The following is a 25,219-nucleotide window of genomic DNA, read 5'->3' on the forward strand; positions in this document are numbered from 1 at the left end:
GTTTTGATTAAGTTGCCGTCGTTTGTTAATTTATCTTAAGTATAACCCTCTTAGGGCTTGTAACCAAACTTGTAAATCGAAACCTGTTGTTTGAGATAAATAGTCAAAGGCATCTTGCCCAGATAGCACTCTCCACCCTCCAACACTACAAGTATTGACAGCTTGAGGTAAACTATCAGTTCGCAAAATCAGTAAAACAGGTGTATATCCTCTATTCTTTAATCGTTCAGCGTGTCCTCTGAACTTTTTTAAAGTTCCTGAATCTCCTGATCCAATTCTATATTTTGTATCGATAGCATCAGTTCCGATCACTAAATCACATAATTCATCTTTTCCATCTCGGATAGCTGGGGAAAAGTCTGCACAACCTTGTCTGCAAACCTCAATAACCAGACGTTCCCAACATTTCCCTAACTCTCTCCCCCAATACTGTTTATTGAGATCTTTGATTTCTTGTGTTAAGCCAAAAACCATCATTAAATCATCTTCTCCCGACAATTTGTTTATAAATTTTTTGTCAGTGAATGATAGACTATACTTTTGTAAAATTGATTTAAGTTGGTCATCATCTATTGAATTAGACATTAATTTATTTTCTCCATAACAATAGTAGTATCATGTTTAATCGTCCCTGCCCAATCAACGTTTCTTGGAAGATTCAAACGTCGATTTTTCAACAGAAGATTAAAAGTGAATATTTGCTTAAAACCTAAGTCAAAAGCTATTTCTGACAAAAAATAAGCAACGGGTATCTCAACACCACAAATATTACTAACATCTCCCACGGAAAAGCAATAATATCCTCCTTGTTTTAATACCTGTAAACTCTGTAAAAAATGCTCTTTCATGTCCATAAAATATTGATAAACAACTCTGGATCTAAGTTGATTTTGACCCGAAGTTGCTTGATATTTTTTCCCAAAATAGATATCTTCGATCAACTGATCTAAATGCAAATAGCCAGTTTTTCCTAATTCTTTACACTCTTGCTTAGGTATTCGTTCAGTTCCGATTTCTTGAGAGTATAAATTTAAACGTTCTTGGTCATGACCTACTAAGCCCAACCAATGCAGTTCAAACTTAGAAGCCCAAACATAATCAATTGCATTAATATAGGGTGGAGAAGTAATAATTGCATCAACTTTTAAAGGTTCTGGAAGTTGTCGAGCATCTTGAGATGAGAGTTGTTGAATTTGAGCCCCAAATCTTTTTAAGAAAGGGTTCCATTCCACAAACGCTTCAATGGATTGTTTAACATAGTGTTGAAAATATTGAAATACATCTAAACGGGAACGATCAGGGATTTTCTCAATATGGGGACGTCTGGCTGCCAAAATCATCCCATCATTCATATTGGAAGTCTTTCTAACTGTAGAGGCAAACGCTAACCAGAGTAAGGGTTGAAGGGTAGATTTGGCTAAGAGGATATGTTCTCTTAAAATTTCCAAACCTTCTTGTACGGGTTGTTGGAACCAAAAATCCTTATTTGCAAAATTGATAGTCGATGACGCAAACTTTTGGGTCGATGCTTTTTCAATAATTTGGGTTGTTGCTTCTAAAACATCTAGGGGTGAAAATACAGTGGTTTTGACCTGGCAAATTAAACGACTGAGAGGATGATAGTCCAACCAATAACCTGAAATATGCTGTTGAATTGCTTCCAATAAAGTTGTACCTGATCCACAAAATGGATCAAGTACAGTAAAGGAAGGCGAAGCATATTTTTTGAGAAACCAACGGGGAATCTCGGGAATAAATTTGGCAGGTTGAAATCCTAAAGAGTAGATTTTTAGAGGTGGCTTTCTCTGAACTGTTATAAATTTTTCTGACTCCAGATTACAAGGAATTTCCCCTGCAATATGTTCATAGGAAAAAAACTGTTGTTCAAGTGCATTGATCATACTCTTTAGAATTCCACAAACTTGATTTTAAGTTAAATACTCATAGCCAACAACTGATTTGGAATCAAACGCTTGAGGACTTGTTTCACTACCATTGCTGTCCAATCAATATCGGCTTCGGTGGTATCCCGTCCCAGGGTAAAACGAATCCCCCCGAGGGCGGTAATGTCGTCATATCCCATCGCCAATAAAATCGGACTGGGACTGAGTTTACCACTACTACAGGCCGAACCTGCACTAATCCCAATTCCGGCTAAATTCAGTTGACGGACTAGGGTTTTTCCCGTTAAAGTTGCGGGATTAATGGGTTTTGGGGTGACACAGAAACTAACGTGATGGGGTAAACGATTTAAACGATCACCTGTGGGTAATAAGTACGGCACATCGGTCAATAAGTCAAATAGGTGATCGCGTAACCTAATTAACCGAGAGGTTTCTGTCACCATATCCTGGGCTGCTAATTGGCAAGCTAACCCAAATCCGGCCAGAATAGGAACAGCCTGTGTCCCAGAACGCAATTGCAATTCCTGTCCACCTCCAGCCAACACAGGAGTTAACCTTACCCCTTCGCGGACATATAAGGCCCCGGCTCCTTGGGGGCCATATAATTTATGACTGGATAGGGATAATAAATCAACGGGTAACTGCTGGATATCCAGGGGTAAACGTCCCGCCACCTGTACCGCATCGGTATGAAATAAAGCCCCGTGAGTATGGGCAATTTTGCCTAAAGTTTCAATGGGTTGCAGGGTTCCCACTTCGCTTTGGCCATAAATAATCGATACTAAAACCGTATTCGGTTGAATGGCCGCCTGTAAGTCCAGGGGGTGAATGCGTCCGCGACTATCCACGGGTAAGCGGGTAATTTGCCATCCCGACTGCTCTAGGAGTTTTGCGGGTTCAGAAATAGCCGAATGTTCCACCGCAGAAATAATCAGATGTTGGGGTTGGGAATATTGACGGGCGACCCCCATAATAGCTAGATTATCGGATTCGGTTCCCCCGGAGGTAAAAATAATTGATTCCGGTGGAGCGTTAATCAGATGGGCCACCTGTATTCTCGAGCGTTCTAAAATCATCGCGGCTCTGTTACCCCACTCATGAATACTAGAAGGATTTCCCCAATTTTGAGTCATCACCGTTTGCATAAGGGCGATAACTTCATCTGAGGGAGGAGTGGTAGCGCTATGATCGAGGTAAATTTGCATAAATTTTTATCAATCAAAAGTTGAGTTTTATTTTCCGCAAGCACAATTAAAAATCGTTAAAATTGAAGGTGTTTAAGTTAATTAATCTCCTGGTTTACAAACGTTATAATCTTCATGGGAAAGAACTTTTTGAGGAACGAGTAAATTACCGCTATCTTGACAAAGCATTCGATAATTTCGGGTTACGGGAATACTGATAATAAAACGATTATGGCGCAGTCGCTTCCCTCCAAAGTCTCGATAATTTTTTTGGTCATTTAAGCCCGCTAAAATAGTCCTGGCCTTAATCACAACATAATCGGGTAAGCCTCTGAGATCAATGATATCCTGAGTAAAGGAGGCTTCCCATTCTAGTTTTTTGGTTCGTTTGTCCTCTATAGCCTGACTGTGGGAATCCTGTGTCACCTCTTGTTGATTACAACGATGACAGATTTTCCCATATCCTTTATGGCCACAGGGAAATGTCCTCTTTCGTTTTGGCATAGCACAGCAGTGAGGGTGATTACCCGCGCCTACAAGCTCTGAGCAAGTGCTTACGGCGCTGACAGACTGTTACATCTTTTTCCGTCGGTGACTTGGCAGAAATTAAGTTAATCTCGTCCTATTAATAGATTACCTGAATCATGAAGCTAGGCAATGGTTAATAGGCAATGGGTTTTAGAAAAATGGGCAATGGACAATAGTTGTTTATTTTTTGATTGTTATCTAAAATCTCGGTTAAAAATCAATGTCCCCGAATTGAGTTTAAGGTCTATTCTGATAAGTAGTTACACAAAATAAATTACCTAGTTGAGAGAGGGAACACCGGAACAGCCCCGCCAAACCCCCCGTGCACGGGGGGCTAGGGGGGGAGAGAACAGGGTGGAGGATGTGTAATTAATTTTGTTTAGGTACTTATTACAATCATTAGTTAATATAACAGAAAAGCCCCGATTTTTTTATGGTCGTGCGTCAACTTGTCAAGATATCTTTGCAGATCAGTTTAACTCTATTATTAGCTTTGGGTCTGGATGCTTGTGTTAAAACATCATCCGAATCTGTCTTAAAACCCCGTTTAGAACCCCTTACTCAAGATTCTTTAATTCAGGTTTATTTTAATCATTCAGAAGCCTCGGTTTATACCGAACCTTATCGGCATATATCTCGGTTTGGAGATAATTTAGAACAAATTATTATTGATACTATTAATCAATCTACATCAACAATTGATGTAGCGGTTCAAGAATTTCGTTTACCGAATATTGCTCAAGCATTAGTTGAACGTCATCAAGCCGGAGTTCAAGTTCGAGTGATTTTAGAAAATAATTATCGCCGTCCCTGGGGTCAATTTACCCCCGCAGAAATTCAACAGTTACCTGAACAAGAACAGAATCGATATCAAGAATTTATCTTACTAGCTGATTTGAACCAAGATGGAAAAGTTAGCCCGGAGGAAAGTCAACAACGGGATGCTTTAATTATCTTAGAAAAGGCTGGGATTCCGATTATTGATGATACTGAAAATGGTTCTAAAGGTACGGGGTTAATGCACCATAAATTTATGGTAGTAGACAAAAAAAATTTAATTGTAACTTCTGCTAACTGGACAACCAGCGATGTTCATGGAGATTTTCAAACCATAGAAAGTCTAGGAAATGCCAATAATTTATTAAAAATTGAAAGTTCAAAATTAGCAAAATTATTTTCCGAAGAATTTAACTTAATGTGGGGGGATGGAGTTGGCAAAAAAAAGGATAGTCTATTTGGGATTGAAAAAACCTTTCGCGGGGTGCAGAATATTTCAGTTGGTAATACTCCGGTAAAAGTTCAATTTTCTCCTACTTCTCAAAAACAACCTTGGGAAAATAGCACTAATGGTTTAATTAATCAAAAATTACTGAGAATTAATCAATCCTTTGATTTCGCTTTATTTGTTTTTTCCGCCCAAGATATTGTTAATACTTTAGAAAGAAAACATCAAAATAACGTCTCAATTCGGGGATTAATTGATCCTAGTTTTGCCTATCGTTTCTATAGTGAAGGTTTGGATATGATGGGAATTTCTTTAGTTAATAAGTGTCGTTATGAATCGGGAAATAATCCTTGGAAACAGCCGATTTCAACCGTAGGAATTCCTAATTTACCAGAGGGCGATCGCCTACATCATAAATTTGGAATTATTGATGGTAAAATTGTAATTACAGGTTCCCATAATTGGACAGAAGCCGCTAATACCCAAAATGATGAAACTCTAATTGTAGTAGAAAATCCAACAGTTGCGTCTCATTTTCAGCGAGAATTTGAACGTTTATATCAAAATTCCGCCCTAGGGATTCCCAATTGGCTATTAACAAAAATCGAAAAAGATTTAAAAGCCTGTGGCAATTTTGTTGTCTCTCAAACCCCTCCTGCAAAAGCAAATCTAACTACTAAAATCAATCTAAATACTGCTACTCAAGAGGAGTTACAAACCTTACCAGGAGTCGGGGAAAAGTTAGCTAAAAATATTATAGCAGCTAGACAGAAAAAACCCTTTACTTCCCTAGAAGATTTAGATCAGGTATCTGGTTTTGGGCCAAAATTATTAGAGAAAATTAGCGATCGCGTTATTTGGTAAACTAGAATGGGCAATAGTCAACAGTTATTACTGTACAGCTACCAATTAAGATGTTTGACAATACTAAACCTTGTAAAAAGGGATAACCTACTGTTTGCTTGTTCCCTGTTCCCTCCCCCCCTAGCCCTCCGTTCACGGGGGGTTTGGGGGGCTGTTCCCTAGCTGGGTTTATTTGTGATTGAGGTGGTTAACAAAGATTTAATAAAGCCCTGAAGGGCTTACTACTGATATGAATAAAATTGGTTTGCGAGGGCGTTTATTTTTATCCCATTTGTTAGTAATGTTAATTGGGGTAACATCCTTAGTAATTATTGGAAAAATATATTCTCCTAGGTTTTTCGTCAGTAATTTAGAACAACTCGAAGGCCCAGGATTTCGGTTACAATATATTAGAACTCGTCTGGTCAAAGGCTTTGAAATAGCCTGGAACCGTAGCACCTTTTGGTCAGTTTTAGCCGGAACAACTGCCGCCGTCGGACTCAGTTATTGGTTAACTAAACGTATTACTAAACCCCTCACCGAAATGGAAGAAATTACCCAGAAATTTGCTTCCGGGGAATGGTCAGAACGAATGTCTTTTAGTGATATTCCCGAATTAAATCAATTAGCTATTAGTTTCAATCAAATGGCGGCTAGTTTACAAAACGTTGAAAAAGGTAGACGGGAATTGATTGGTGATTTAACCCACGAATTAAGAACGCCCTTAACTATTGTTAGAGGTTATTTAGAAGAAATAGCCGATGGAAATATTGCTCCTTCCCCAGAAATTTATCAACAATTAGCCAAAGAAACAAAACGTTTAGAAAGGTTAGTGAATAACTTACAGGAACTCTCAAAAGTCGAATCTGGTTATTTACCCATCCATCAAAAACCAGTTAATTTATATCCTTTATTAGTATCATTAGTGCAACGGTTTTCCGATCAAATCTTAGAAGATGGGCCGATTATCCAGTTAGAATCACCATCGAATTTACCCTTAGTTTTAGCAGATTTAGATCGAACCGAACAAATTTTAGTCAACTTATTAGGAAATGCAATTTGTTATACAGAAACCGGAACCATTACTGTTAAAATAGGTTATGATTTAAACTTTTTGTGGATTGGGGTGATTGATACCGGAATCGGCATTTCTCCCGAAGATTTACCCCATGTTTTTGAACGTTTTTGGCGGGCTGACCGTTCGCGTTCTCGACATTCCGGGGGAACTGGAATTGGATTAGCAATTACCCGTCGGTTAGTGGAATTACAGGGCGGAAAAATTACGGTTTCCAGTCATTTAGGAGAAGGAAGTATTTTTAGATTTTCACTTCCCTTAGCCAAATAAACCGTAGGTTATGAGAATTCTCGATTTTTATTGATCATTCTGTCATTTTTGTCAACAGTATAATTTATACAGGACTTACGCAAGCACGCTATATATAGCGTACTAAAAGTAGGCGATCGCATACCAATGATAATAGCAATCACCCTAAAAAGTCCTGATTATTCATTTAAAAATAAACCCAAAAGAATCAAACAAGTTCCATTTTTATCGAAGGACAATTCAGTTCTTTGATTAAATAACTGGACAAAGATTCAGCTATGCAATAATCAATTACCCAAAATAAACCCAGTTCTGGATTAACATAAACACAGTTAACCAGCCCAATACCTGACAGTACACGATGTTCTGTTCCGCTATATTGACGACGGACTAATTCAATCTTTTCCCCGAACCTTTTATCCAATACTGTATCATCAAAAATGATCGCACTATTTTCACTGATTTGGATATCTTTTTTGACATTTTGCCACAAAGATTCCGAGGTGAAATTTTCTTTAGTTAAGTAACGATTTATGGTATCATGGCTAACATTTTCTAAGTGTTTGGCTAAGTTATTTAAGGTATAATTGTTTGGGCTGCTCAATAGATATTGGCAGTAATCTAGTTGTCTAAACGACATATTTTTCACCCCAAATTAACTTCATCAGTTTAGCATAAATATTGACTGTTAAATATCTGTCAATCAGCATAATTTTTGTATCTAAATTTTATATTGCTGGCGCAGATACTTGAACAATTGGCAGCGTTCGCTGGCTTACTGCACACTATATATAGTGTGCCTGCGTAAGTCCTGTACATTCAATTTATTAAGACGTTCAAGTTGGTGTTATCAAAAATTGAAGTAATATCATGTCCTGTCGTATTTGTTTGTATATAATTCAGAGATTTTATTAAACAGCAGTGCCAGCGTCCTCGCTGTTTATAAGATTTTGAATATTTTTGCTTCAAGTCAGGTCTCTATTGTATCTATTGATTTTTCTCATCCCCCTTTCTTACTGTACCTGTTTTCGCTAAAGTGATTTGGATGAGTTATCTGGAGCTAACTGTGGATCTAGTTACAGGATTTTTCTCACCGGACTCGATGTTCTCAAGCCTGGGATTAAATTTCTTGCCGATTTTGGGGACAGCAACGGAAGCCTGTCCGACCGTTGAAGCAGAACCAACCATGGTACTCCTGGGAGTTCTGCTGAGTTTAGTCGCTATTTTTGTAGCCAGTAAAGCGGGGGGAGAATTTGCCAACTGGTTAGGGTTTCCGCCAGTTCTGGGAGAACTCCTCGGAGGCGTGATTATCGGGGTTTCGGCCATGAATTTGGTCGTTTTTCCAGAAGGGGGTATTGATAGCGCTCAGTCTGTAATTATCAGTATTCTGGAAAAAACCGCCGGGTTAAGTCCAGATGCCGCAGAAGCGACTTTTAAAAGTCAAAGCGAAGTTTTAGAGATTTTATCGGAACTGGGTGTCATTATTCTGCTGTTTGAAATTGGCCTTGAATCCAATATTGAACAACTACTAGCGGTTGGCATTCAAGCCTTTGTTGTCGCTTCTTTGGGGGTTGTGGTGCCCTTTGTCGTCGGCACAGCCGGATTAATCGTTATTTTCCATGTTCCTGTGATTCCGGCGGTTTTCGCCGGGGCAGCATTGACCGCTACCAGTATCGGCATTACCTCTAGGGTTTTATCAGAAATTGGTTGTTTATCTACCCAAGAAGGTCAAATTATCTTGGGTGCGGCGGTAATTGATGATGTTTTAGGAATTCTAATTTTAGCCGTTGTTGCCAGTTTAGCTAAAACCGGTGAAATCGATGTGACTAATATCATTTATTTGATTATTAGTGCCACGGTTTTTATTGTCGGTGCAATTGTTTTAGGGAAGTTTTTTAACGGGACTTTTGTGGCCCTGGCTTCCCAATTTAAAACCCGGGGTCGGGTTGTAGTTCCAGCGTTAATTTTAGCGTTTACTCTAGCCTATATTGGGGGCGCGATTCACCTGGAAGCAATTTTAGGGGCATTTGCAGCCGGGTTAGTGTTAGATGAAACTGAACCCGGTAGGGAGTTAGAAGAACTAATTAAACCCATTGCAGATGTAATTGTTCCGGTATTTTTTGTGGCGGTGGGGGCAAAAACCAATTTAGGGGTTTTGAACCCAGCAGTCCCTGAAAATCGGGAAGGGTTAATTATTGCTACCTTTTTGATTGTGGTGGCTATTGTGGGCAAAATTGCCGCTGGTTGGGGGGTATTTGGTTTGGATAATCCCAACCGTCTTGGCATTGGCGTCGGCATGATTCCGCGAGGAGAAGTGGGATTAGTATTCGCGGCTGTTGGTTCGGCTAGTGGTGCATTATCTCCCGCGTTGGATGTGGCAATTATTCTAATGGTCATTATCACTACTTTCTTAGCACCTCCTTTACTGCGAATTGTGTTTAAAACCGACACTCCGCCGCCATTATCGGAAACAACTTAACCGAATTAAAGATGGTTTTACGGATTGAAGTTGGGTAAGAAAACGAGGAAGCAGTGCGAGCGTCCTCGCTTGCTAGATATCAACATCTCAATATATGTTATCTTGGCAAGAAACACTATATTTATTATCAAATCCAGCCAATGCAGAACACCTATTAGAATCAATTAAACAAGCCGAATCAGGTAAAAAATCCGTTAGACAATTAGTTGATGCGTAAGTTATAACTATAGCAAGATTCCCGATTCGTAATTCGTAATTCCCAATTCGTAATTCCCTAATATATAAACGGACTAATCTCCCCAGCTTTAACATTTAAAATTTGAGTATGTTTTAACCATTGAGCATCAAAAGCACCTAAATGAGTAGTTGTAATTAAAGTTTGAAACCGATCTTGAATCGCATCTAAAAGTTGATTTTGTCGGTTTATATCTAATTCAGCTAAAACATCGTCTAAAAGCAGTAAAGGCGGTTCCTTAACTACTTCTTCAATTAGTTGTAATTCCGCTAATTTTAGGGCTAAAACTAAAGTCCGTTGTTGACCCGATGACCCATAACTTCGGGCTGGAGTTTGATTGATACTAAAAATCACATCATCTCGATGGGGCCCCACTAAGGAAATTCCTTGTTGTTTTTCAGCGATCGCCCTGGTTCTAATTTTATCAAAAAAAGCCTGTTGAATTTTTTCTGGTGGAGTTATTGATAAACTGTAATTTGGTAAATCTAAATTAACATTAGGTTGATAGGTAATATCCAATAATTCCGTATTTCCACTAATAGATTCATGCCAAATTTTAGCCAGAGGGACTAAACGTTCTAAAACGCGATCGCGACGGCGGATAACCCTAGTTCCAGCTACAGCTAATTGAACATTCCAGAGTTCTAATTCCTCTTGTTTATGGTGAATTTCTGATGTTTCTGGATTTTGTTTAATTTGTTTTAATAGAGCATTTCTTTGGCGTAAAACTTGATTATATTGTTGTAAAATATAAGCATAAATTGGTTCTAACTGCACTAATAAACGATCTAACCAATTGCGCCGATATTCGGGACTACCCCGGACTAATTCTAAATCTAAACTAGAAAAATGCACTACATTTAATACACTCAAAAAATCTAACTGTCGGCGCAGGGATTCCCCATTTAAACAAACAGTTCTCCCCCCTTGGGAACGCAAAGTAATCCCTAAATCTAATGTGCCTAAATCCCGTTTTAAAGTAGCTGTAATTTGTGCGGTAGGTTGGGTATCAAAAATCAAATCCCGATCTCGACTAACTCGATGACTTTTGAGGGTAGAAAGTAATTCAACTGCTTCTAATAAATTAGATTTCCCTTGGGCATTATTTCCTAATAAAATTGTTTTAGGAGCTTCAAATATAACTTTTTGATCGGCATAATTGCGAAACTGTCGTAGATATAATAATTTCAAATACATGGCAAGAGGGAATAGGTAATTATGAATTACAAATTACGAATTACTTTACCATAGTATCTAATGAAGTTTTGAGTTGTTACCCAATGCTAATTCGGTGCTACGATGCTATAAACTAGATAAATCGGTGAATTGGGGTTACACTGGAAGGGGGAAGGGATGGAAACCGTAGAAATCACCGATACGGACGCGCCATCGCACGTCCCTACTGATAACTAATTACTGATAAGAGGACAGTGCCATATTTAATTTATAATCCCGATACAACCGGGGCTATGACCTTTAACCTACAGTTCGGTGTAAATACCATCGGACGGGGGCGGGATAACACAATTTGTTTAGCAGATGTGAGTCTTTCTCGTCATCACGCTCGCATTGATGTCAGCGAGGGAAAAAACACGATTACCGATATGCAGAGTAGTAATCATACCTTTGTGAATGAGGTGATAATTGAACACGCGAATCTCAAATCTGGAGATTTAATTCGTTGTGGTCGTGTAGTGTTTAAATTTATGAATGTTTCCCTCACACCCTCTTTAAAATCGGAGGCTGAAAATCATCAAACCTCGGTTATTCACGAATTTGCTACCGATAATAGTTATACCATTATTCAAGATTTATTAGGAACTTCTCAAGCCATAAATTCAGTTTTAAATATTCGACAACAAGATGCTAATTTAAGAATTGTTGATAAGTTAAAAATTTTATTAGAAGTTAGTAAAGAGTTATCTTCTCCGAATGAACCCAATAAACTCTTAGATAAAATTTTAGATCTATTATTTCAAATAATGAATCTGGATCGGGCGGCGATTTTGTTAGTTAATCCTAAAACCAATAACTTAGAAAATAAAGCCGTTAAATTTCGGGAGGAACCCCTCGCCGATGAACATTTTTATAGTAAAAAAATTACCAATATTGTCAGAGAAACAGGAAATGCCGTATTAATAGATAATGCTCAAGCCGATGAGCGATTTGAAGGGTCTGAGTCGATTCTCTGTCAAGCTATTCATGCCTCGATGTGTGTACCGTTAAGATTACGGGATAGTGTGATTGGGGTTTTGTATGTCGATAATTTATCTTTATCTAATCTTTATTCTCCCGAAGATGTAGAATTTTTAGCCGCCTTAGCTAATCAAGCGGCGATCGCAATTGATAATGCCGAACTTTATAAAAAAATGCAGGAAGAAGCCGTAATTAGAAATAAATTAGAACGGTTTTTTCCTCCAGCAGTGAGTCGAAAACTTCGGGAAGAAGGAAAATTTGATGCCATTGTAGAAAGTGAAGTTACCGCCCTATTTTCTGATATTACTAGATTTACAGAAATGTCTTCTCGAATGCAGCCTCGTCAAGTTATTTCTATGTTAAATGAATATTTTAAACTGATGGTGGAGGAAATTGTTTTTCCCTTTGAAGGAACCTTAGAAAAATACATTGGGGATGCTTTAGTTGCGGTTTGGGGATCTCCCTATTCCCGCCATGATGATGTGGATCGAGCGGTGCGAGCCGCCATTGAAATGCAGTGGACGGTAGATAGAATGAATCAAAAATGGAAACAGCGTTATGGAGAACCAATTTATATTCATATTGGACTGAATACCGGACAGGTAGCTGCGGGAAATATTGGTTCAGAAAAACTGATTCAATATACCCATACTGGGGATACCATGAATGTCGCCAGTCGAATTTGTTCAGCAGCTAATAAAAATGAAATTTTAATTTCTCAATCAACTTTTGATCAGTTAAAAGATCGGAGTTTGCCTTTAGAAACAATACCTCCTGTTATTGTTAAAGGGAAAACCGAACCCCTGCAACTTTATCGTTTACATTGGCAAGAAGTTCAATCAACTGCTCTTTCTTTTTGAATTAAATAATTAAGAAACCCTTGAAGGGGTGACTACGGTTGTTATAACCTAGCTCGTTTTAAGGCTTGCCAACTGGTATATCCTAATAATCCTGTTGCACCTAAAAGATATGCTAAACCACTGGGTATTCCCGAAAAAGCCAGGGCTAAACTTCCCACCCAAAGCGTGAGAGAATAGATAAATAATACTGTTCGGCGTTGGGATAAACCCGCGTCTAGGAGTCGGTGATGCAGGTGGCGTTTATCCGCAGCAAAGGGTGATTCTCCATGGCGAATTCTATCCAAAATCACCGCCGACATATCTAAAATCGGAACTGCTAAAATTAAATAGGGCAGAATCACCGAGGTCACGGCTGTTACTTTGACTAAACCAATCACCCCCACTCCAGCTAGGGTAAAGCCCATAAAATAAGCCCCCCCATCCCCCATAAAAATTTGGGCTGGGTTGAAGTTATACCTTAAAAATCCCAGGGCACTTCCGGCTAAAGCCGCTGCAATTAAAGCCGCGGCGGGTTGATTCATAAATAAACTGACAATCAACATCACGACGGCGGCAATACCACAAACCCCCGCCGCTAGTCCGTCTAAACCATCAATCCAGTTAATCGCATTGGTCATTCCCACTAACCAAATAACCGTAATGGGTAAACTCAACCATCCAATCTGAACTAGACCCAAATTCGGGATCGTTAAAAAGTCAATGCGGACACCTACCCACCAAACCAAACTGGCTACACCGGTTTGTAACAGGAGGCGAGTTAAAGGGGAGAGGTTAAATAAATCATCCGCTAGACCAATCAGAAAAAAAGCAATACCCCCAATGACCACGCCCCAAATTTCATATTCATCCCGTGGGCTTAGGGGTTTTCCCGTGGCATCAATAAAGCCACCTAACCCCCAAACCAATAACAGAGCAATTAAGGCGCCAGCAAAGATGGAAACGCCACCTAAGCGCACCATCGGTTGTTGATGAACTTTTCGATCATTGGGTAAATCAACCCGTCCTGAACGGATGGCGATTTTCTTAACAATCGGCGTACTCCAGATCACAACTAGAGCCGAAATTACAAAAGCGAGTAGGTGGTACAGATGGTGGGGCATCTGAGGTTACAGGTGCAAGAAGTTCTTTGGGTGTCAGCCAGAGTTTACTACATTTAGGAACCTTTCTCGCAAAAAAAAATTCCGGTCTGGGGTTGGGGACGCTGGTTTGGGGTGTCTGAAATTATAGAAATTCCGGCGATTGAAATCGCTACTACACAAACGATGTCCGCCTACGCGGACAAATAATGTCCACAGCATCCCAATCTTCAACCCGCATCGGCGGGTTTTGCTTGTGTAGCGGTTTCAACCGCCACTTGATTGATTGCTTGATTGCTTGATTGATTGATTGCTTGCTTGATTGATTTTTCGGTCAGGTTAACACCTTTTTTAGCGGTCATTTGTCGGACTAACTGTTGCCATTCCTCGGAATTTGTTAAACTTTCGGAATCTAGTTCTATGCCTTGGGCTAAGGACAATTTAGAGAAACTTTCTAACCAGGTTAAAATGATTTCGCTAGGGGAAGCTGTCGTTAATTTCAAGGCTTTTTGCAGGTGGGCTTTCATTTGAAGGAGTTTACCGTTTCGATAGGCGTTCCAGGCATCCCAAATTAAGAGGTTATAGTCCATCTCAGTATGTTTTTTAGGATCATTGCTGAGGCTTTGTTCCAGTTGTTGCCGCTCTTGGATTTGTTGAATTTGCAATTGCGATTGGGCTAACTCAATCTGAAGTTGATACATTTGAGATTGCGATCGTTTTAATTCGGTTTGTAGTTGGTTGACTTGGGCTTGTTTTTGTTTTAATTCTCGCTTGGTTTCCTGGAATTGAGATTTAATTTCGGTTAATTCGGTTTGGGTTTGTGACCATTGAGACTCGGACTGTTGTAATTGAGAATGGGACAAATCAAACTCACTTTCGACTTGATATAGTTGAGAATTAGAACGTTTTAAGTCTCGTTTGAGTTGTTTAACTTGATTGTTTGATTCCTGTAAATTATCTTGATCTTGTTGGAGTTTAATTTGAGTTTTCTCTAATTCTTCTAAACTTTGATGCAGTTGAATTTGAAAACGTTCTTCCCGTTTTTGGGTTTGTTGTAACTGAGTTGTTAATTCACTTAAACTTACTTCGACTTGATCTAGTTGAGATTGAGCATCTTCCCACTCCTGGCGATGAAGTTCATAATATTCTAATTCCTCTTGAGTCTGATGTAACTGTGATTGATACCGTTGCACATCCCACTGAATTTTCTGAAGTTGAACCTTATTTTCTTCCAACTCATGGCATTGAAACTGATAACGCTGAACTTCCCATTGAGCTTGATAAAGTTGTCTCTTAGTTTTCTCTAACTCCGAATTAGTCTGGTTCAATTGATCGCGATTTTGATGCAATTGTTGTTGAGAGGTTTCTAAGACTGACTCACTTTTTTGCAATTGTTCTTGAAATTGTTGTAAAACAGATTCGATTTCTTGTAACTGAGATTGAGATTGTTCTAATAGAGATTCTGCTGTTTTGAGTTGGGTTTTTGTTTGCTCTGCTTCAGCTTGAATTGCTTTGGCTTCTTCTAATTCAACTTTTTCCTCCTGCAATTGAGATTTTAGGGATTTATTCTCTATTTCTAATTGACGTAAATTGACCCATTCTTGAAATGCCCAAGTTTTGTATAGAGAAGGTTTTAATAATTCTTGCCAAGAAAAATCCGGTGTTTGTTCAGGATGCCATCCTCTCCCTTCTAGTTCTTGATAGAGTTCAATAGCTTCGGGAAAGTAATGGTCAATTAAAGTGGGTCGCTGACTATTAGATGAAATCTCTGTTCTCAATAATGAAGGATCGTAAGCTGTGGGAGCAGGATGACTTAAATTAACGTTAAACTTATGATTAATGGTATCAATATAGGCGGTTTGATATTGAACAATTGTTTTTAGGTTGGTCAACAAGCAACGATGTTGTTCTTGATTATAAAAATCGAGAATTTTTTGATTATAATGCTGCCAATATTTGATCGCTAATTCGGGTTGAGTTTGAAAAATTTCATCTCCCCTTCGATACAAGGAGTCAGCCACTTCCCAAGGCGATCGATAGATTAATAAAAATCTGGCTTCGGGTAACAGTTTTGCCCAAAAGTCTAAAAATAAGGTAGTTCGAGGTTCTTTCCATCCCCAAATTGAACTTAAGGAATTTTGTTCTATGAGTTGTTTTGCTCGGTCAATTAAGGGTTCATCAATCTGTAGATTTTCTTGAAGTGTCCATCCATCAATATTAACTCCCAGGGAGCGAAAGACATCTAAATGAAATTCAAAAAAATCTAGGTTTTCAAAATGTCCCTTGGCATTAAATTCGGTCGCTTCCATTAAACGACGACCAATATGAACCCCCGCACTTTGCAGAATTGATGCAGCTAAGGATGTTCCCGAACGGTGCATTCCGGCGATAATGAAAACGGTTTGTTCTGTGTTAGACTTTTGCATGATCTATGAATACTATCTCAAGAGAATAATTTTAGGTTAAATTGGTAATCTATCTCACCAAATTTCATGAATATGATCGAGAATCTCTAAAAAAGCCTGACGCTCTTTTAGTAGATTATGTTCATTGGCGGTTTGTTTCCCATGGGTTAACATTTCCTGAACTTGAGTATGAGAATATTGTAATGCTTGTTGGATCACATTCAATATGCTTTCTACCCGATAGTCAGGACGAAAACAATTATACCCTGAAATGCAAAAAGAACGATTGCCAATACAGTCTGGACAAATTACCATTGTTCCTACAACCATCCCTTCTAAAGCAGGAAGATAAAAACCCTCTCCTTCTTTTTTGTTGGGGAGAAACACGGTCATTCTAGCACGATTTAGCTGCTCTAAATAGTCTTTCCTCGGAAGTTGAGTGGTTAAGAGTTCTACTTTTTGACCCGTTATTTCCAATTTCTGTTTTAACTCCTGTCCTAGTTCTGGTTCTTTTAAAGCTGCAATTAAAATATCATAATCTTTTTGATCCCAATCTAACGACTCAGGAATTCGAGTTAAATCTAAGCCACAGGGAATCACTAATAATTCACCATTAACTTGAGCATGAGTTTCTAAATATTGTTTAATTTCAAGGCTCACACAAATCCGAATTGCTTTATACTTAAGAAAGGGATAACGGGGATTATCCGGGTATCCATGTCTAAAGGACTGAATTAGATTAATAATGGGAACAGGTGAATTATGTTTATAGTTTTGATCTAGTAACTGCCAATCTAACCCTTCCATAAAAATTAGATCGGGATTAGCTAAAGGTTGAGATAAGATAAACTTTTTATCTAAATTGAACCAAGGATTATTTATATCCCAACTACTTTGGGAGGTAAAATAAATAGAGGGACAATGATTTTTTGAAAATCTGACATGATTAAAGTAATCCCAAACTTTTAAATGTCCCCCGGTGAACCCTCCATAATCTCGGTAAAATAAAATTGACGATTGAGGAGGTTGAGTCAGGATAGGGGTTGAAATCGGTAGAGTGGATTGAGAAGATTCTATCTCAGATTGAATTTCCTCTAACCAAGATTGCGATCGCTCTAGTTGATCTTGAATTTTTTTTAATTGGGAAGCAGACAATGGCATAAATTCGGTGTAGAATTGAAAATAGGTATACTAGAGCGTAAACTCTGTTAGAACAATTAGGTCGTGATTAACTTCTCAATTCCTAAGTGTTTGGCTTAAGTTTTCATCCTCCGGTAAAATCTACCTTTAATTAAATCATAAAACTTATTGAGATTTTTGGTATGAGTGTTAGCTATTTTGAGACCGCCAATCAACTGTTAAGAAAAAGTCAGTTTGACAATGCCATTGAAAGTTACCAAAAAGCCATTGAGGAAAACCCAACATCGGCTTGGTCTTACTATAATTTAGGGGAAGCTCTGGTTAATACCGGAAGTATTAAAGGAGCGATCGCAGCTTACCAAAAAGCGGTGGATCTCAACTCTAATTCCCCTTGGTTTCATGATCGCTTAGGTAGTATGCAACTGCAAGCTGGACAGTTGAGTGAAGCCATAAGTTGCTTTCAAACAGCCATTGCTCTCGATCCCAGCTTTTCTGAATTTTACACCAATTTGGGTATGGCTTTGACTCAACAAGGCAATATTTCAGAAGCTATTTCTTCCTTCCATAAGGCATTAGCCCTAAAGCCCAATGACGGGGAAACTTATTACTATCTCGCACAGGCTTTCACACAACAAAACCAAAAGCAAGAGGCGATCGCAGCTTACCATCAAGCCTTAGAAATTAATCCCTATTGGTCGGAATGTTATTTAGAATTAGCTAAACTTCAAGATAACTTAGGTCAGACCGATGAAGCTATTAAGAATTATCATCGGAGTTTTCAACTCAATCCTAATTTAATAGAATCTTATCAGAGTTTGCGAACTATTTTAGAACAGCAGGAACAATGGGAAGAAATTATTAAACTCTCCCGTCGTTGTTGTCAGGTGAATTCCAACTCCGCCGAAGCCTATTATGATTTAGGAACAGGATTAATTCACCAACAGGAATCGGAAGAAGGTATCATTGCTTTGCGTCGAGCTTGTGAACTTAATCCTGATTTTGTAGAGGCTTATCAACAGTTAGGACAGGCTTTATTTCAACAAAATGAATGGGAAGAAGCCGTAACAGTTTATCGCCGTTGTGTTCAACTTAATCCTGATTCTGTTGAATATCAATGGAGTTTAGCTAAAGCCTTAGTTCAAGTTTATAACTTGGAAGAAGCGATTCAAGTTTATCGTCAAACTTGTTATTTAGAATCTTCTTCGGCTGAGTTATATGATCAATTAGGACAAACTTTAGCACAATTTTATCAATTTGAAGAAGCGATCGCCACCTATCGCCAAGCCTTAGAATTGAATCCTGAAAATCAGGGTGAAATTCAAGCCCGCCTACAACAAATTTTAGAGAAACAGCGTCAATTTGAAGAAGTGATCGCCATCTATCGTCGTACCCAAGAGTTTAATCCTAATTCCTTTGAATCCTATCAAAATTTAGGACAAACTCTCCGACAACAAGGCAATATTGAAAATGCTATTGTGGCTTTCCGTCGCGCCTGTGTTCTCAACCCCGGATCTCCAGTAGCTTATCACCTTTTAGGTCATACCTTTGCCATCTTACAAAAGTGGGATGAAGCCATTAGTTGTTATCGCCGGGCTTGCGAGATTTATCCCCATTCTCCCGATATTCATTTACATTGGGGAGAAGCCTTAGAACAGAAAGAAAACTATCAAGAGGCTCTGGCTTATTTGCAGAAAGCAATTAACCTAAAACCAGACTTTGATTTAGCCTATGAAGCCATGGGTCGCGTGATTTCAAAAAAAAAAGGGAGTTAACTTAGATCCCCTCTCTCGATATCGGGAAATGCAGAAAAACCGTCCTACAGATCCTGAAACTTATCAGGATCTAGGACAACAATTACATCGTCAAGGCTATTTAAAAGAGTCAATTAATTGTTATCAAAAAGGGATAGAATTACGAGGAGAACCGATTCATTTATGGTTTTATCGGAATTTGGGAGAAGCATTAATCAGTTATCAGTCATCAGTTATCAGTTATCAGTGAAGGGGGACTCTGGGACAATTTCTTTCTTCTTCCTCTAAATAATTTGACACTCGACAACCGTCAAAATCGGGATGATAGGATTTGAACCTACGACCCCCTCGTCCCGAACGAGGTGCGCTACCAAGCTGCGCTACATCCCGATGCCTTAATTAAGACACCTTTAGTGAGTATAACACAGAAAAGATCAGTTAGGATCTATAAAGATGTGAATTTATTAGGAAAAGGTAGCCCGTGGTAGTCAAGCCAGACTGGTTAAGAGTCAAAGCCCCTCAATGGGAGCGTGTTGGCAACGTCAAAGGGATTTTGCGGGATTTAGGCTTAAACACCGTCTGTGAGGAAGCCTCCTGTCCCAATATTGGGGAATGCTTCAATGCTGGAACCGCTACATTTTTAATTATGGGGCCAGCTTGTACCCGGGCTTGTCCCTACTGTGATATTGATTTTGAGAAAAAACCCCAACCCCTAGATATTACTGAACCCGAAAGATTAGCGGAAGCGGTGCGACGCCTGAACTTGAATCATGTTGTGATCACTTCTGTGAACAGGGATGACTTACCCGATGGCGGTGCGTCCCAGTTTGTTCGGTGTATTGAGGGGGTGCGATCGCTCTCTCCCCAAACGACTATTGAGGTTTTAATTCCTGATTTCTGTGGTAACTGGGACGCCCTAGAAATAATTTTGCAGGCTAAACCAGAAGTTCTCAACCACAATACCGAAACCATCCAACGTCTGTATCGTCGGGTTCGTCCCCAAGGAGATTATCAGCGCAGTTTGGAGTTATTAAAGCGATCGCGCCAACTCAGACCCGAAGTTTATACTAAATCTGGGTTAATGGTGGGACTGGGTGAAACCGATGCCGAAGTTCGGGAAGCCATGCAGGATTTACGGGCCGTTGATTGTGATATTTTAACCTTGGGTCAATACCTACAACCCACACCTAAACATTTAGCCGTTAAGGGATTTATCCCACCCGAACAATTTGATACTTGGCGGGATTTTGGTGAGTCTATCGGTTTCTTACAGGTGGTGGCTTCTCCCCTAACCCGCAGTTCCTACCACGCCGAACAGGTACGAGCCTTAATGCAGCAATATCCCCGTTAATACCGTAGTGAGTCCTTTAGGACTCTCTCTCAAGGTTCGAGCCTTAATGCAGCGATATCCGCGTTAATACTCCAGTTTCCCAAAATTGAGACACAATAGAGATAATATTCTAACCCTTGAGAACGATAATGAAATGTTGCATCAACCCCCAATGTCCCAACCCAGACAACTCAGATGGTACGGTTTACTGTCAAGCTTGCGGTGTCCCCATACCCGACTTGCTGTACAGACGGTTTCGCATGATCAAATTTTTAGGTCAAGGGGGGTTTGGTCGCACCTATTTAGCGGAAGATACGGATAAACTGAATAAGAAATGTGTGGTTAAACAGTTAGTCGTTAATAATCAACGAACAGCAGGACTACAAAAAGTCTTAGAATTATTTCAACGAGAAGCTGAAAAACTGGAACAACTGGGAGATCATCAGCAAATTCCGAGGTTAGTGGCTTATTTCTCAGAAAATAATCAACTGTATTTAGCTCAAGAATATATTGAAGGGGAAACTTTAAATAAAGTTTTAGCGAAACAAGGAGTTTGGACAGAAGCGCAAGTCAAACAACTGTTAGAGAGTTTGTTACCTGTGCTGACGTTTATTCATCAAGAAAAGGTGATTCACCGTGACCTCAAACCCGATAATATTATGTGTCGTCGGAATGGGGAATATGTGTTAATTGATTTTGGCATAGCGAAAGATTTAGCCGCAACGGTGGTACAAACTAAAGTGGGAACCCGTGTTGGGACGTTTGGTTATTCAGCGCCAGAACAATTACAAAACGGAGAAGCATACCCCGCCAGTGATTTATATAGTTTAGGGGTGACTTGTTTTTATTTATTATCAAAAATTGAGCCGTTTAAGCTATTTACAAAATATGGTTACAGTTGGACAACCCGTTGGCAACAATATGTGTCACAACCTTTGAGTCCAGAATTAAAGAAAGTTCTCGATAAACTATTACAGGAGCAGATTCAATACCGCTATTCTTCGGCTGCTCAGGTCTTGCAGCATTTACGACCTACACCAACACCACCACCTCCACCTCCTCCAGCCCAAAATAATCATAACTTCTGGGTGGGTTTATCTATTGGGATATTGCTGTTAGTCGGATATGGAATATTTACTAATAAAAATACTCCTAATCAAAATTCCTCACCCAGCGCCCCATCAACCCAAATTTCTTGGCAAAACCCCACCCGGGTTGCCACTCTCATCGGACATTCAAGTTCTGTCTACTCTGTAGCCTTGAGTCCCGATGGTCGGACGTTAGCCAGTGGGAGTCAGGACGAGACGATTAAATTGTGGGATGTTCCGAGTCAACGGGAAATTGCCACGCTCACCGGACATTCAAGTTTTGTCTACTCTGTAGCCTTCAGTCCTGATGGTCAGACGTTAGCGAGTGGGAGTTTTGACAAGACGATTAAATTGTGGGATGTGCAGAGCCAACGGGAAATTGCCACTCTCACCGGACATTCAAGTCCTGTCACCTCTGTAGCCTTCAGTCCCGATGGTCGGACGTTAGCCAGTGGGAGTCACGACAACATTAAATTATGGGATGTGCAGAGCCAACAGCAAAGTGCTACTCTCACCGGACATTCACATCTTGTCAGGTCTGTAGCCTTCAGTCCCGATGGTCGGACGTTAGCTAGTGGGAGTTTTGACAAGACGATTAAATTATGGGATGTGCAGCGCCAACGGGAAATTGCCACTCTCACCGGACATTCAGATAATGTCAGGTCTGTAGCCTTCAGTCCCGATGGTCGGACGTTAGCCAGTGGGAGTGAGGACAACACGATTAAATTGTGGGATGTGCAGAGCCAAGGGCAAATTGCTACTCTCACCGGATATTCAAATTGGATCTATTCTGTAGCCTTCAGTCGTGATGGTCAGATGTTAGCCAGTGGGAGTCAGGACGAGACGATTAAATTGTGGGATGTTCCGAGTCAACGGGAAATTGCCACGCTCACCGGACATTCAAGTTTTGTCTACTCTGTAGCCTTCAGTCCTGATGGTCAGACGTTAGCTAGTGGGAGTTGGGACAACACGATTAAATTGTGGCGAGCACCGTAGGGGTGGGTTCGAGTAGCAGAAACCGGGTTTCTCAAGATATCTTGATTTGTTGCAATTAACTTAATTAGAAACCCGGTTTCTTTGGTATTTGCGATCGCATTTGGGGCGGGTTTAGCAAAAGGGAGTAATTTAATCAAGATTGTCTCGAACCTGCCCCTACGATATAGAAAAATTTCTGTTATTCTAAAACCAGGAAACAATATTATTAATTACTGTGATTATGATTAGACGAATAACAATTTATTCCGGTGAGGATGGTTACTGGGTGGTTGAATGTCCGAGTTTACCCGGTTGTGTGAGTCAGGGGAAAACCCAAGAAGAAGCATTAATCAATATTAAAGAAGCAATTCAAGGCTATATTTTAGCTTTAGAAGAAGATGGTTTACCTGTACCCCTGGAAAATGTTGAGACTTTAGAAAATTTACTATTAGTGGTATGAGCTTTCAGAAACCGGGTTTCTCAAGATATCTGGATTTATTGCAATTAACTTAATTAGAAACCCGGTTTCTTGGGGTATTTGCGATCGCCGATAGGTGTAACCGAGACGTTGATCATGGTGTTTTGTTCTTAAAATAAGTTAATATTTTTTCATCCTGAGTAATTAATGATAAGGCGTTAATCTTAGCCGTTGCGACGATAATTTGGTCGGCGGGATCTGCATGAAATCCAGAGAGTCGAGTAGATTCTAGGATAATTGGCAGGTTTAATGGTAGCAATTGAATACCGGGGTATTTTAGGGCGAGTTCGAGCCATTCTTCTATAGAAGACTCAAAAGTTAGTCTATTTTTTTCGACTAATTTGGCAATTTCCCAGCAAGAAATGATACTGATTCCTATACCACTTGTTTGATGTGCTTGAATGATGTCGCGGTTTTGGGGTGACAGTTTAGGATGATCATCAACCCACCAAATCCAGATATGAGTGTCTAGGATAATCATGTTAGCGCCTCCCAGTCTTCTACGGCTACGGGTTCGTAGGGATGTTCATAGCGAATGACTTTTCCGCGCAGGGGATGTTCAGAGGTAAGCTGTGGTAAGGAAGTTGAGCGCATATCATTTTTGACAGTTTGTAAAATGGCTTCAATGATTAGGATACGATCTTCGATTGATGTTCCTTGCAGTTTTTCTAGGATATCTGATTCAATCATTTGTTTATTCTTGTATGATTAGGGGTAGGTTTAGCATTCGGGGCGGGTTTAGCCAGATTTATACTAATTAACAGAGATTGTCTCGAACCCGCCCCTACAATTGAGGGATTTGATAATAGGGGAAAGTGCGATCACTATAAATAATATTATGGAAAGTCAACCCAGGGAGATTCAACGTTATGTGACACCAGATGGTAAAATTCCCTTTGATCAGTGGTACGAATCCCTAAGCGACGCTAAAACTCAATATAAAATAGATGCAAGGATAGAACGAATTGCGTTAGGTAATTTAGGAGATTACCGTTTTCTAGGAGCAGGGGTTTATGAGTTCAGAATTAATTATGGCCCTGGTTATCGCCTTTACTTTGGACAAATCGGATTAAAAATTGTGTTATTGCTGTTTGGGGGAGATAAAAGCACCCAAAAACAAGATATTCGTCAAGCTCAGGAGTATTGGAAAGATTATGACAAACATTAAAATACCAACTTCTAAACCCTATCATGATTTTATCATTGAAAAGCTGAAAAATTCTGAACACGCTGCGGGTTTTTTGACCGCAATATTAGAGGAAGAAAACCCCGAACCTGAATTATTGAAAAATGCGATCGCTAAGGTAATTGAAGCAAAATATCAAAATCAAGATTTATCAAACGAAGCCAAATTATGTTATGAAAAACTCAATCATCTGTTAACAAAATCAGGTTGTGCTGAAATTTATGGTTTTATTGAGTTATTGAATAGTTTGGGATTTGAGATTTCAATTCATGTTAAAGAATATATTACAGAAGTTGAGGAAGAAGAACCTGCGATCGCTTGTTTCTAAATCAACCCGATCTGTTAAGAGATTAACAAACAAATGAATCAAATTAATGTTACTATCTCAAATCCTTTCATTTGGCTAATGTCTGTTTTTCAAACCAAAGGAGAATCTAACGATGACATCCCTTGAACTTCGAGAAAAAGGCTATCAAATTTTAGTTGAACACTTAGGTCAAGTCGCTACCCTTCGTTTTCTACAAGAATTTAATTGGGGGCGAGGTGACTATACAAAAGAGAGAGAAACCTTGTTAAAACAGGTGACACGGGAAAGTTTTTGGCAAGATGTGGCAACCCTTCGTGCAGAAAAAAACAAGATTAAATCAGCCCTCTAATTAATCTTACCCAAACCGTAGGGGCGGGTTCGCGTTAATCTTTGTTAATTAGCAGAAATCTAAATAAACCCGCCCCCACCTATCAACAATTGTCAGAAACCGGGTTTCTCAAAATATCTTGATTTGTGGTAATTAATTTAATTAGAAACTCGGTTTCTTGGGGTATTTGCGATCACCTTCAGAAACCGGGTTTCTCAAGATATCTTGATTTGTAGCAATTAACTTAATTAGAAATCCGGTTTCTTGATTATTAACTTTAGAACGGGACTGACGGGGCTCGAACCCGCAACTTCCGCCGTGACAGGGCGGTGCTCTAACCAATTGAACTACAGTCCCTTGCTGTCGTTCTTTTTTTT

23 protein-coding genes, 2 tRNA genes and 1 pseudogene are annotated in these 25,219 nt (G+C 39.5%); 13 read left to right on the forward strand and 13 right to left on the reverse strand.

Annotation, left to right across the window (positions count from 1 at the left end):
• Positions 1 to 30: 30 nt before the first annotated feature.
• The 4 genes from NMG88_RS06925 to NMG88_RS06940 all read right to left on the reverse strand — a co-directional run bounded on the left by NMG88_RS06925 (position 31) and on the right by NMG88_RS06940 (position 3,592).
• Complete coding sequence (locus NMG88_RS06925) at positions 31 to 585, reverse strand: ApaLI family restriction endonuclease (RefSeq protein WP_227350318.1); 555 nt, start codon at positions 583 to 585, stop codon at positions 31 to 33.
• Positions 585 to 1,901, reverse strand: coding sequence for a site-specific DNA-methyltransferase (locus tag NMG88_RS06930; RefSeq protein ID WP_227366035.1), 1,317 nt, complete (start codon positions 1,899 to 1,901; stop codon positions 585 to 587). Before NMG88_RS06930 ends, NMG88_RS06925 begins: the two co-directional genes overlap by 1 nt.
• 32 nt (positions 1,902 to 1,933) lie before the next feature.
• Positions 1,934 to 3,109 carry a cysteine desulfurase family protein gene (locus NMG88_RS06935; RefSeq protein WP_254035247.1) on the reverse strand — a complete coding sequence of 392 codons (1,176 nt, stop codon included), beginning with the start codon at positions 3,107 to 3,109 and terminating at the stop codon, positions 1,934 to 1,936.
• An 81-nt stretch (positions 3,110 to 3,190) separates the two neighbouring features.
• Positions 3,191 to 3,592: a DUF7682 family zinc-binding protein gene (locus NMG88_RS06940; RefSeq protein WP_026797214.1), complete on the reverse strand. Its 402-nt coding sequence runs from the start codon at positions 3,590 to 3,592 to the stop codon at positions 3,191 to 3,193.
• A 457-nt stretch (positions 3,593 to 4,049) separates the two neighbouring features.
• Here NMG88_RS06940 and NMG88_RS06945 point away from each other — a divergent pair, with 457 nt between their 5' ends.
• Positions 4,050 to 5,705 carry a DUF655 domain-containing protein gene (locus NMG88_RS06945; RefSeq protein ID WP_042152979.1) on the forward strand — a complete coding sequence of 552 codons (1,656 nt, stop codon included), beginning with the start codon at positions 4,050 to 4,052 and terminating at the stop codon, positions 5,703 to 5,705.
• Between the two features lie 229 nt (positions 5,706 to 5,934).
• Positions 5,935 to 7,029 carry a sensor histidine kinase gene (locus tag NMG88_RS06950; protein ID WP_042152982.1) on the forward strand — a complete coding sequence of 365 codons (1,095 nt, stop codon included), beginning with the start codon at positions 5,935 to 5,937 and terminating at the stop codon, positions 7,027 to 7,029.
• 256 nt (positions 7,030 to 7,285) lie between these two features.
• Here the strand turns inward: NMG88_RS06950 and NMG88_RS06955 are convergent.
• Positions 7,286 to 7,648: pseudogene (locus NMG88_RS06955) on the reverse strand (transposase); the annotation flags it as partial.
• A gap of 462 nt (positions 7,649 to 8,110) precedes the next feature.
• Between NMG88_RS06955 and NMG88_RS06960 the strand changes: the two are divergent.
• Together NMG88_RS06960 and NMG88_RS22470 are read left to right on the forward strand one after the other, a co-directional pair.
• A complete protein-coding gene (locus NMG88_RS06960; RefSeq protein ID WP_042152986.1) occupies positions 8,111 to 9,487 on the forward strand; it encodes a cation:proton antiporter in 1,377 nt (458 codons plus the stop codon).
• A 94-nt stretch (positions 9,488 to 9,581) separates the two neighbouring features.
• The gene (locus NMG88_RS22470) at positions 9,582 to 9,704 is read left to right on the forward strand and encodes a type II toxin-antitoxin system Phd/YefM family antitoxin (RefSeq protein WP_268951526.1); all 123 of its coding nucleotides are present in this window, start codon (positions 9,582 to 9,584) and stop codon (positions 9,702 to 9,704) included.
• A gap of 57 nt (positions 9,705 to 9,761) precedes the next feature.
• Here NMG88_RS22470 and recF read toward each other — a convergent pair whose 3' ends face one another.
• On the reverse strand, positions 9,762 to 10,919 hold the full coding sequence (gene recF, locus NMG88_RS06965) for a DNA replication/repair protein RecF (RefSeq protein ID WP_042152991.1): 1,158 nt from the start codon (positions 10,917 to 10,919) through the stop codon (positions 9,762 to 9,764).
• A 233-nt stretch (positions 10,920 to 11,152) separates the two neighbouring features.
• Here recF and NMG88_RS06970 point away from each other — a divergent pair, with 233 nt between their 5' ends.
• Entirely contained in the window at positions 11,153 to 12,778 is a 1,626-nt protein-coding gene (locus NMG88_RS06970) for an adenylate/guanylate cyclase domain-containing protein (RefSeq protein ID WP_320060326.1), read from the forward strand.
• Between the two features lie 41 nt (positions 12,779 to 12,819).
• On the opposite strand, the gene NMG88_RS06975 is transcribed toward NMG88_RS06970, so the two are convergent.
• The 3 genes from NMG88_RS06975 to NMG88_RS06985 all read right to left on the reverse strand — a co-directional run bounded on the left by NMG88_RS06975 (position 12,820) and on the right by NMG88_RS06985 (position 17,420).
• The gene (locus tag NMG88_RS06975) at positions 12,820 to 13,878 is read right to left on the reverse strand and encodes a glycosyltransferase family 4 protein (RefSeq protein WP_254035248.1); all 1,059 of its coding nucleotides are present in this window, start codon (positions 13,876 to 13,878) and stop codon (positions 12,820 to 12,822) included.
• 206 nt (positions 13,879 to 14,084) lie between these two features.
• On the reverse strand, positions 14,085 to 16,280 hold the full coding sequence (locus tag NMG88_RS06980; RefSeq protein ID WP_254035249.1) for a sulfotransferase: 2,196 nt from the start codon (positions 16,278 to 16,280) through the stop codon (positions 14,085 to 14,087).
• A gap of 54 nt (positions 16,281 to 16,334) precedes the next feature.
• Positions 16,335 to 17,420, reverse strand: a complete 1,086-nt coding sequence (locus NMG88_RS06985; RefSeq protein ID WP_042152996.1) for a glycosyltransferase family protein — start codon at positions 17,418 to 17,420, stop codon at positions 16,335 to 16,337.
• 161 nt (positions 17,421 to 17,581) lie between these two features.
• Here NMG88_RS06985 and NMG88_RS06990 point away from each other — a divergent pair, with 161 nt between their 5' ends.
• Positions 17,582 to 19,171, forward strand: a complete 1,590-nt coding sequence (locus NMG88_RS06990; RefSeq protein WP_227382600.1) for a tetratricopeptide repeat protein — start codon at positions 17,582 to 17,584, stop codon at positions 19,169 to 19,171.
• Positions 19,172 to 19,199: 28 nt separating this feature from the next.
• The gene (locus NMG88_RS06995; protein ID WP_227366028.1) at positions 19,200 to 19,400 is read left to right on the forward strand and encodes a hypothetical protein; all 201 of its coding nucleotides are present in this window, start codon (positions 19,200 to 19,202) and stop codon (positions 19,398 to 19,400) included.
• 66 nt (positions 19,401 to 19,466) lie between these two features.
• Here NMG88_RS06995 and NMG88_RS07000 read toward each other — a convergent pair.
• A tRNA-Pro gene (locus NMG88_RS07000) sits at positions 19,467 to 19,540 on the reverse strand.
• Positions 19,541 to 19,631: 91 nt separating this feature from the next.
• On the opposite strand from NMG88_RS07000, the gene lipA reads away from it, so the two are divergent.
• The 3 genes from lipA (at position 19,632) to NMG88_RS07015 (ending at position 23,003) form a co-directional block, all read left to right on the forward strand.
• Positions 19,632 to 20,501 (forward strand): lipoyl synthase, encoded by an 870-nt coding sequence (lipA, locus tag NMG88_RS07005; protein ID WP_254035250.1) that lies wholly within the window; start codon positions 19,632 to 19,634, stop codon positions 20,499 to 20,501.
• Between the two features lie 128 nt (positions 20,502 to 20,629).
• Positions 20,630 to 22,564 (forward strand): serine/threonine-protein kinase, encoded by a 1,935-nt coding sequence (locus NMG88_RS07010; protein WP_235751219.1) that lies wholly within the window; start codon positions 20,630 to 20,632, stop codon positions 22,562 to 22,564.
• A 220-nt stretch (positions 22,565 to 22,784) separates the two neighbouring features.
• Positions 22,785 to 23,003: a type II toxin-antitoxin system HicB family antitoxin gene (locus tag NMG88_RS07015; RefSeq protein ID WP_202807008.1), complete on the forward strand. Its 219-nt coding sequence runs from the start codon at positions 22,785 to 22,787 to the stop codon at positions 23,001 to 23,003.
• Positions 23,004 to 23,115: 112 nt separating this feature from the next.
• Here NMG88_RS07015 and NMG88_RS07020 read toward each other — a convergent pair whose 3' ends face one another.
• Positions 23,116 to 23,502 (reverse strand): type II toxin-antitoxin system VapC family toxin, encoded by a 387-nt coding sequence (locus NMG88_RS07020; protein WP_227350327.1) that lies wholly within the window; start codon positions 23,500 to 23,502, stop codon positions 23,116 to 23,118.
• Positions 23,499 to 23,711, reverse strand: coding sequence for a hypothetical protein (locus tag NMG88_RS07025; RefSeq protein WP_042153010.1), 213 nt, complete (start codon positions 23,709 to 23,711; stop codon positions 23,499 to 23,501). The genes NMG88_RS07020 and NMG88_RS07025 overlap by 4 nt, the downstream gene beginning before the upstream one ends.
• Positions 23,712 to 23,859: 148 nt before the next feature.
• Here NMG88_RS07025 and NMG88_RS07030 point away from each other — a divergent pair, with 148 nt between their 5' ends.
• The 3 genes from NMG88_RS07030 to NMG88_RS07040 all read left to right on the forward strand — a co-directional run bounded on the left by NMG88_RS07030 (position 23,860) and on the right by NMG88_RS07040 (position 24,863).
• Positions 23,860 to 24,189: a type II toxin-antitoxin system RelE/ParE family toxin gene (locus NMG88_RS07030; RefSeq protein WP_227350328.1), complete on the forward strand. Its 330-nt coding sequence runs from the start codon at positions 23,860 to 23,862 to the stop codon at positions 24,187 to 24,189.
• Positions 24,176 to 24,535, forward strand: a complete 360-nt coding sequence (locus NMG88_RS07035; RefSeq protein WP_042153014.1) for a hypothetical protein — start codon at positions 24,176 to 24,178, stop codon at positions 24,533 to 24,535. Before NMG88_RS07030 ends, NMG88_RS07035 begins: the two co-directional genes overlap by 14 nt.
• A 112-nt stretch (positions 24,536 to 24,647) precedes the next feature.
• Complete coding sequence (locus tag NMG88_RS07040; protein ID WP_042153017.1) at positions 24,648 to 24,863, forward strand: hypothetical protein; 216 nt, start codon at positions 24,648 to 24,650, stop codon at positions 24,861 to 24,863.
• Positions 24,864 to 25,125: 262 nt separating this feature from the next.
• Here the strand turns inward: NMG88_RS07040 and NMG88_RS07045 are convergent.
• Positions 25,126 to 25,199, reverse strand: a tRNA-Asp gene (locus NMG88_RS07045).
• Positions 25,200 to 25,219 lie beyond the last annotated feature (20 nt).

The sequence above is a fragment of the Planktothrix agardhii genome (assembly GCF_904830935.1).
Taxonomy (GTDB): Bacteria; Cyanobacteriota; Cyanobacteriia; order Cyanobacteriales; family Microcoleaceae; genus Planktothrix; species Planktothrix agardhii.

Coding starts and splice junctions, on each gene's coding strand:
- NMG88_RS06990 (WP_227382600.1), top strand. CDS start 17,582: ATGAGTGTTAGCTATTTTGAGACCGCCAATCAACTGTTAAGAAAAAGT.
- NMG88_RS06945 (WP_042152979.1), top strand. CDS start 4,050: ATGGTCGTGCGTCAACTTGTCAAGATATCTTTGCAGATCAGTTTAACT.
- NMG88_RS06985 (WP_042152996.1), bottom strand. CDS start 17,420: ATGCCATTGTCTGCTTCCCAATTAAAAAAAATTCAAGATCAACTAGAG.
- NMG88_RS06930 (WP_227366035.1), bottom strand. CDS start 1,901: ATGATCAATGCACTTGAACAACAGTTTTTTTCCTATGAACATATTGCA.
- NMG88_RS06925 (WP_227350318.1), bottom strand. CDS start 585: ATGTCTAATTCAATAGATGATGACCAACTTAAATCAATTTTACAAAAG.
- NMG88_RS06975 (WP_254035248.1), bottom strand. CDS start 13,878: ATGCCCCACCATCTGTACCACCTACTCGCTTTTGTAATTTCGGCTCTA.
- NMG88_RS07035 (WP_042153014.1), top strand. CDS start 24,176: ATGACAAACATTAAAATACCAACTTCTAAACCCTATCATGATTTTATC.
- NMG88_RS22470 (WP_268951526.1), top strand. CDS start 9,582: ATGTTATCTTGGCAAGAAACACTATATTTATTATCAAATCCAGCCAAT.
- NMG88_RS06995 (WP_227366028.1), top strand. CDS start 19,200: ATGCAGAAAAACCGTCCTACAGATCCTGAAACTTATCAGGATCTAGGA.
- NMG88_RS06935 (WP_254035247.1), bottom strand. CDS start 3,109: ATGCAAATTTACCTCGATCATAGCGCTACCACTCCTCCCTCAGATGAA.
- NMG88_RS06960 (WP_042152986.1), top strand. CDS start 8,111: ATGTTCTCAAGCCTGGGATTAAATTTCTTGCCGATTTTGGGGACAGCA.
- recF (WP_042152991.1), bottom strand. CDS start 10,919: ATGTATTTGAAATTATTATATCTACGACAGTTTCGCAATTATGCCGAT.
- NMG88_RS07020 (WP_227350327.1), bottom strand. CDS start 23,502: ATGATTATCCTAGACACTCATATCTGGATTTGGTGGGTTGATGATCAT.
- NMG88_RS07040 (WP_042153017.1), top strand. CDS start 24,648: ATGACATCCCTTGAACTTCGAGAAAAAGGCTATCAAATTTTAGTTGAA.
- NMG88_RS06980 (WP_254035249.1), bottom strand. CDS start 16,280: ATGCAAAAGTCTAACACAGAACAAACCGTTTTCATTATCGCCGGAATG.
- NMG88_RS07010 (WP_235751219.1), top strand. CDS start 20,630: ATGAAATGTTGCATCAACCCCCAATGTCCCAACCCAGACAACTCAGAT.
- NMG88_RS06940 (WP_026797214.1), bottom strand. CDS start 3,592: ATGCCAAAACGAAAGAGGACATTTCCCTGTGGCCATAAAGGATATGGG.
- NMG88_RS07025 (WP_042153010.1), bottom strand. CDS start 23,711: ATGATTGAATCAGATATCCTAGAAAAACTGCAAGGAACATCAATCGAA.
- NMG88_RS07015 (WP_202807008.1), top strand. CDS start 22,785: ATGATTAGACGAATAACAATTTATTCCGGTGAGGATGGTTACTGGGTG.
- NMG88_RS06950 (WP_042152982.1), top strand. CDS start 5,935: ATGAATAAAATTGGTTTGCGAGGGCGTTTATTTTTATCCCATTTGTTA.
- NMG88_RS07030 (WP_227350328.1), top strand. CDS start 23,860: ATGGAAAGTCAACCCAGGGAGATTCAACGTTATGTGACACCAGATGGT.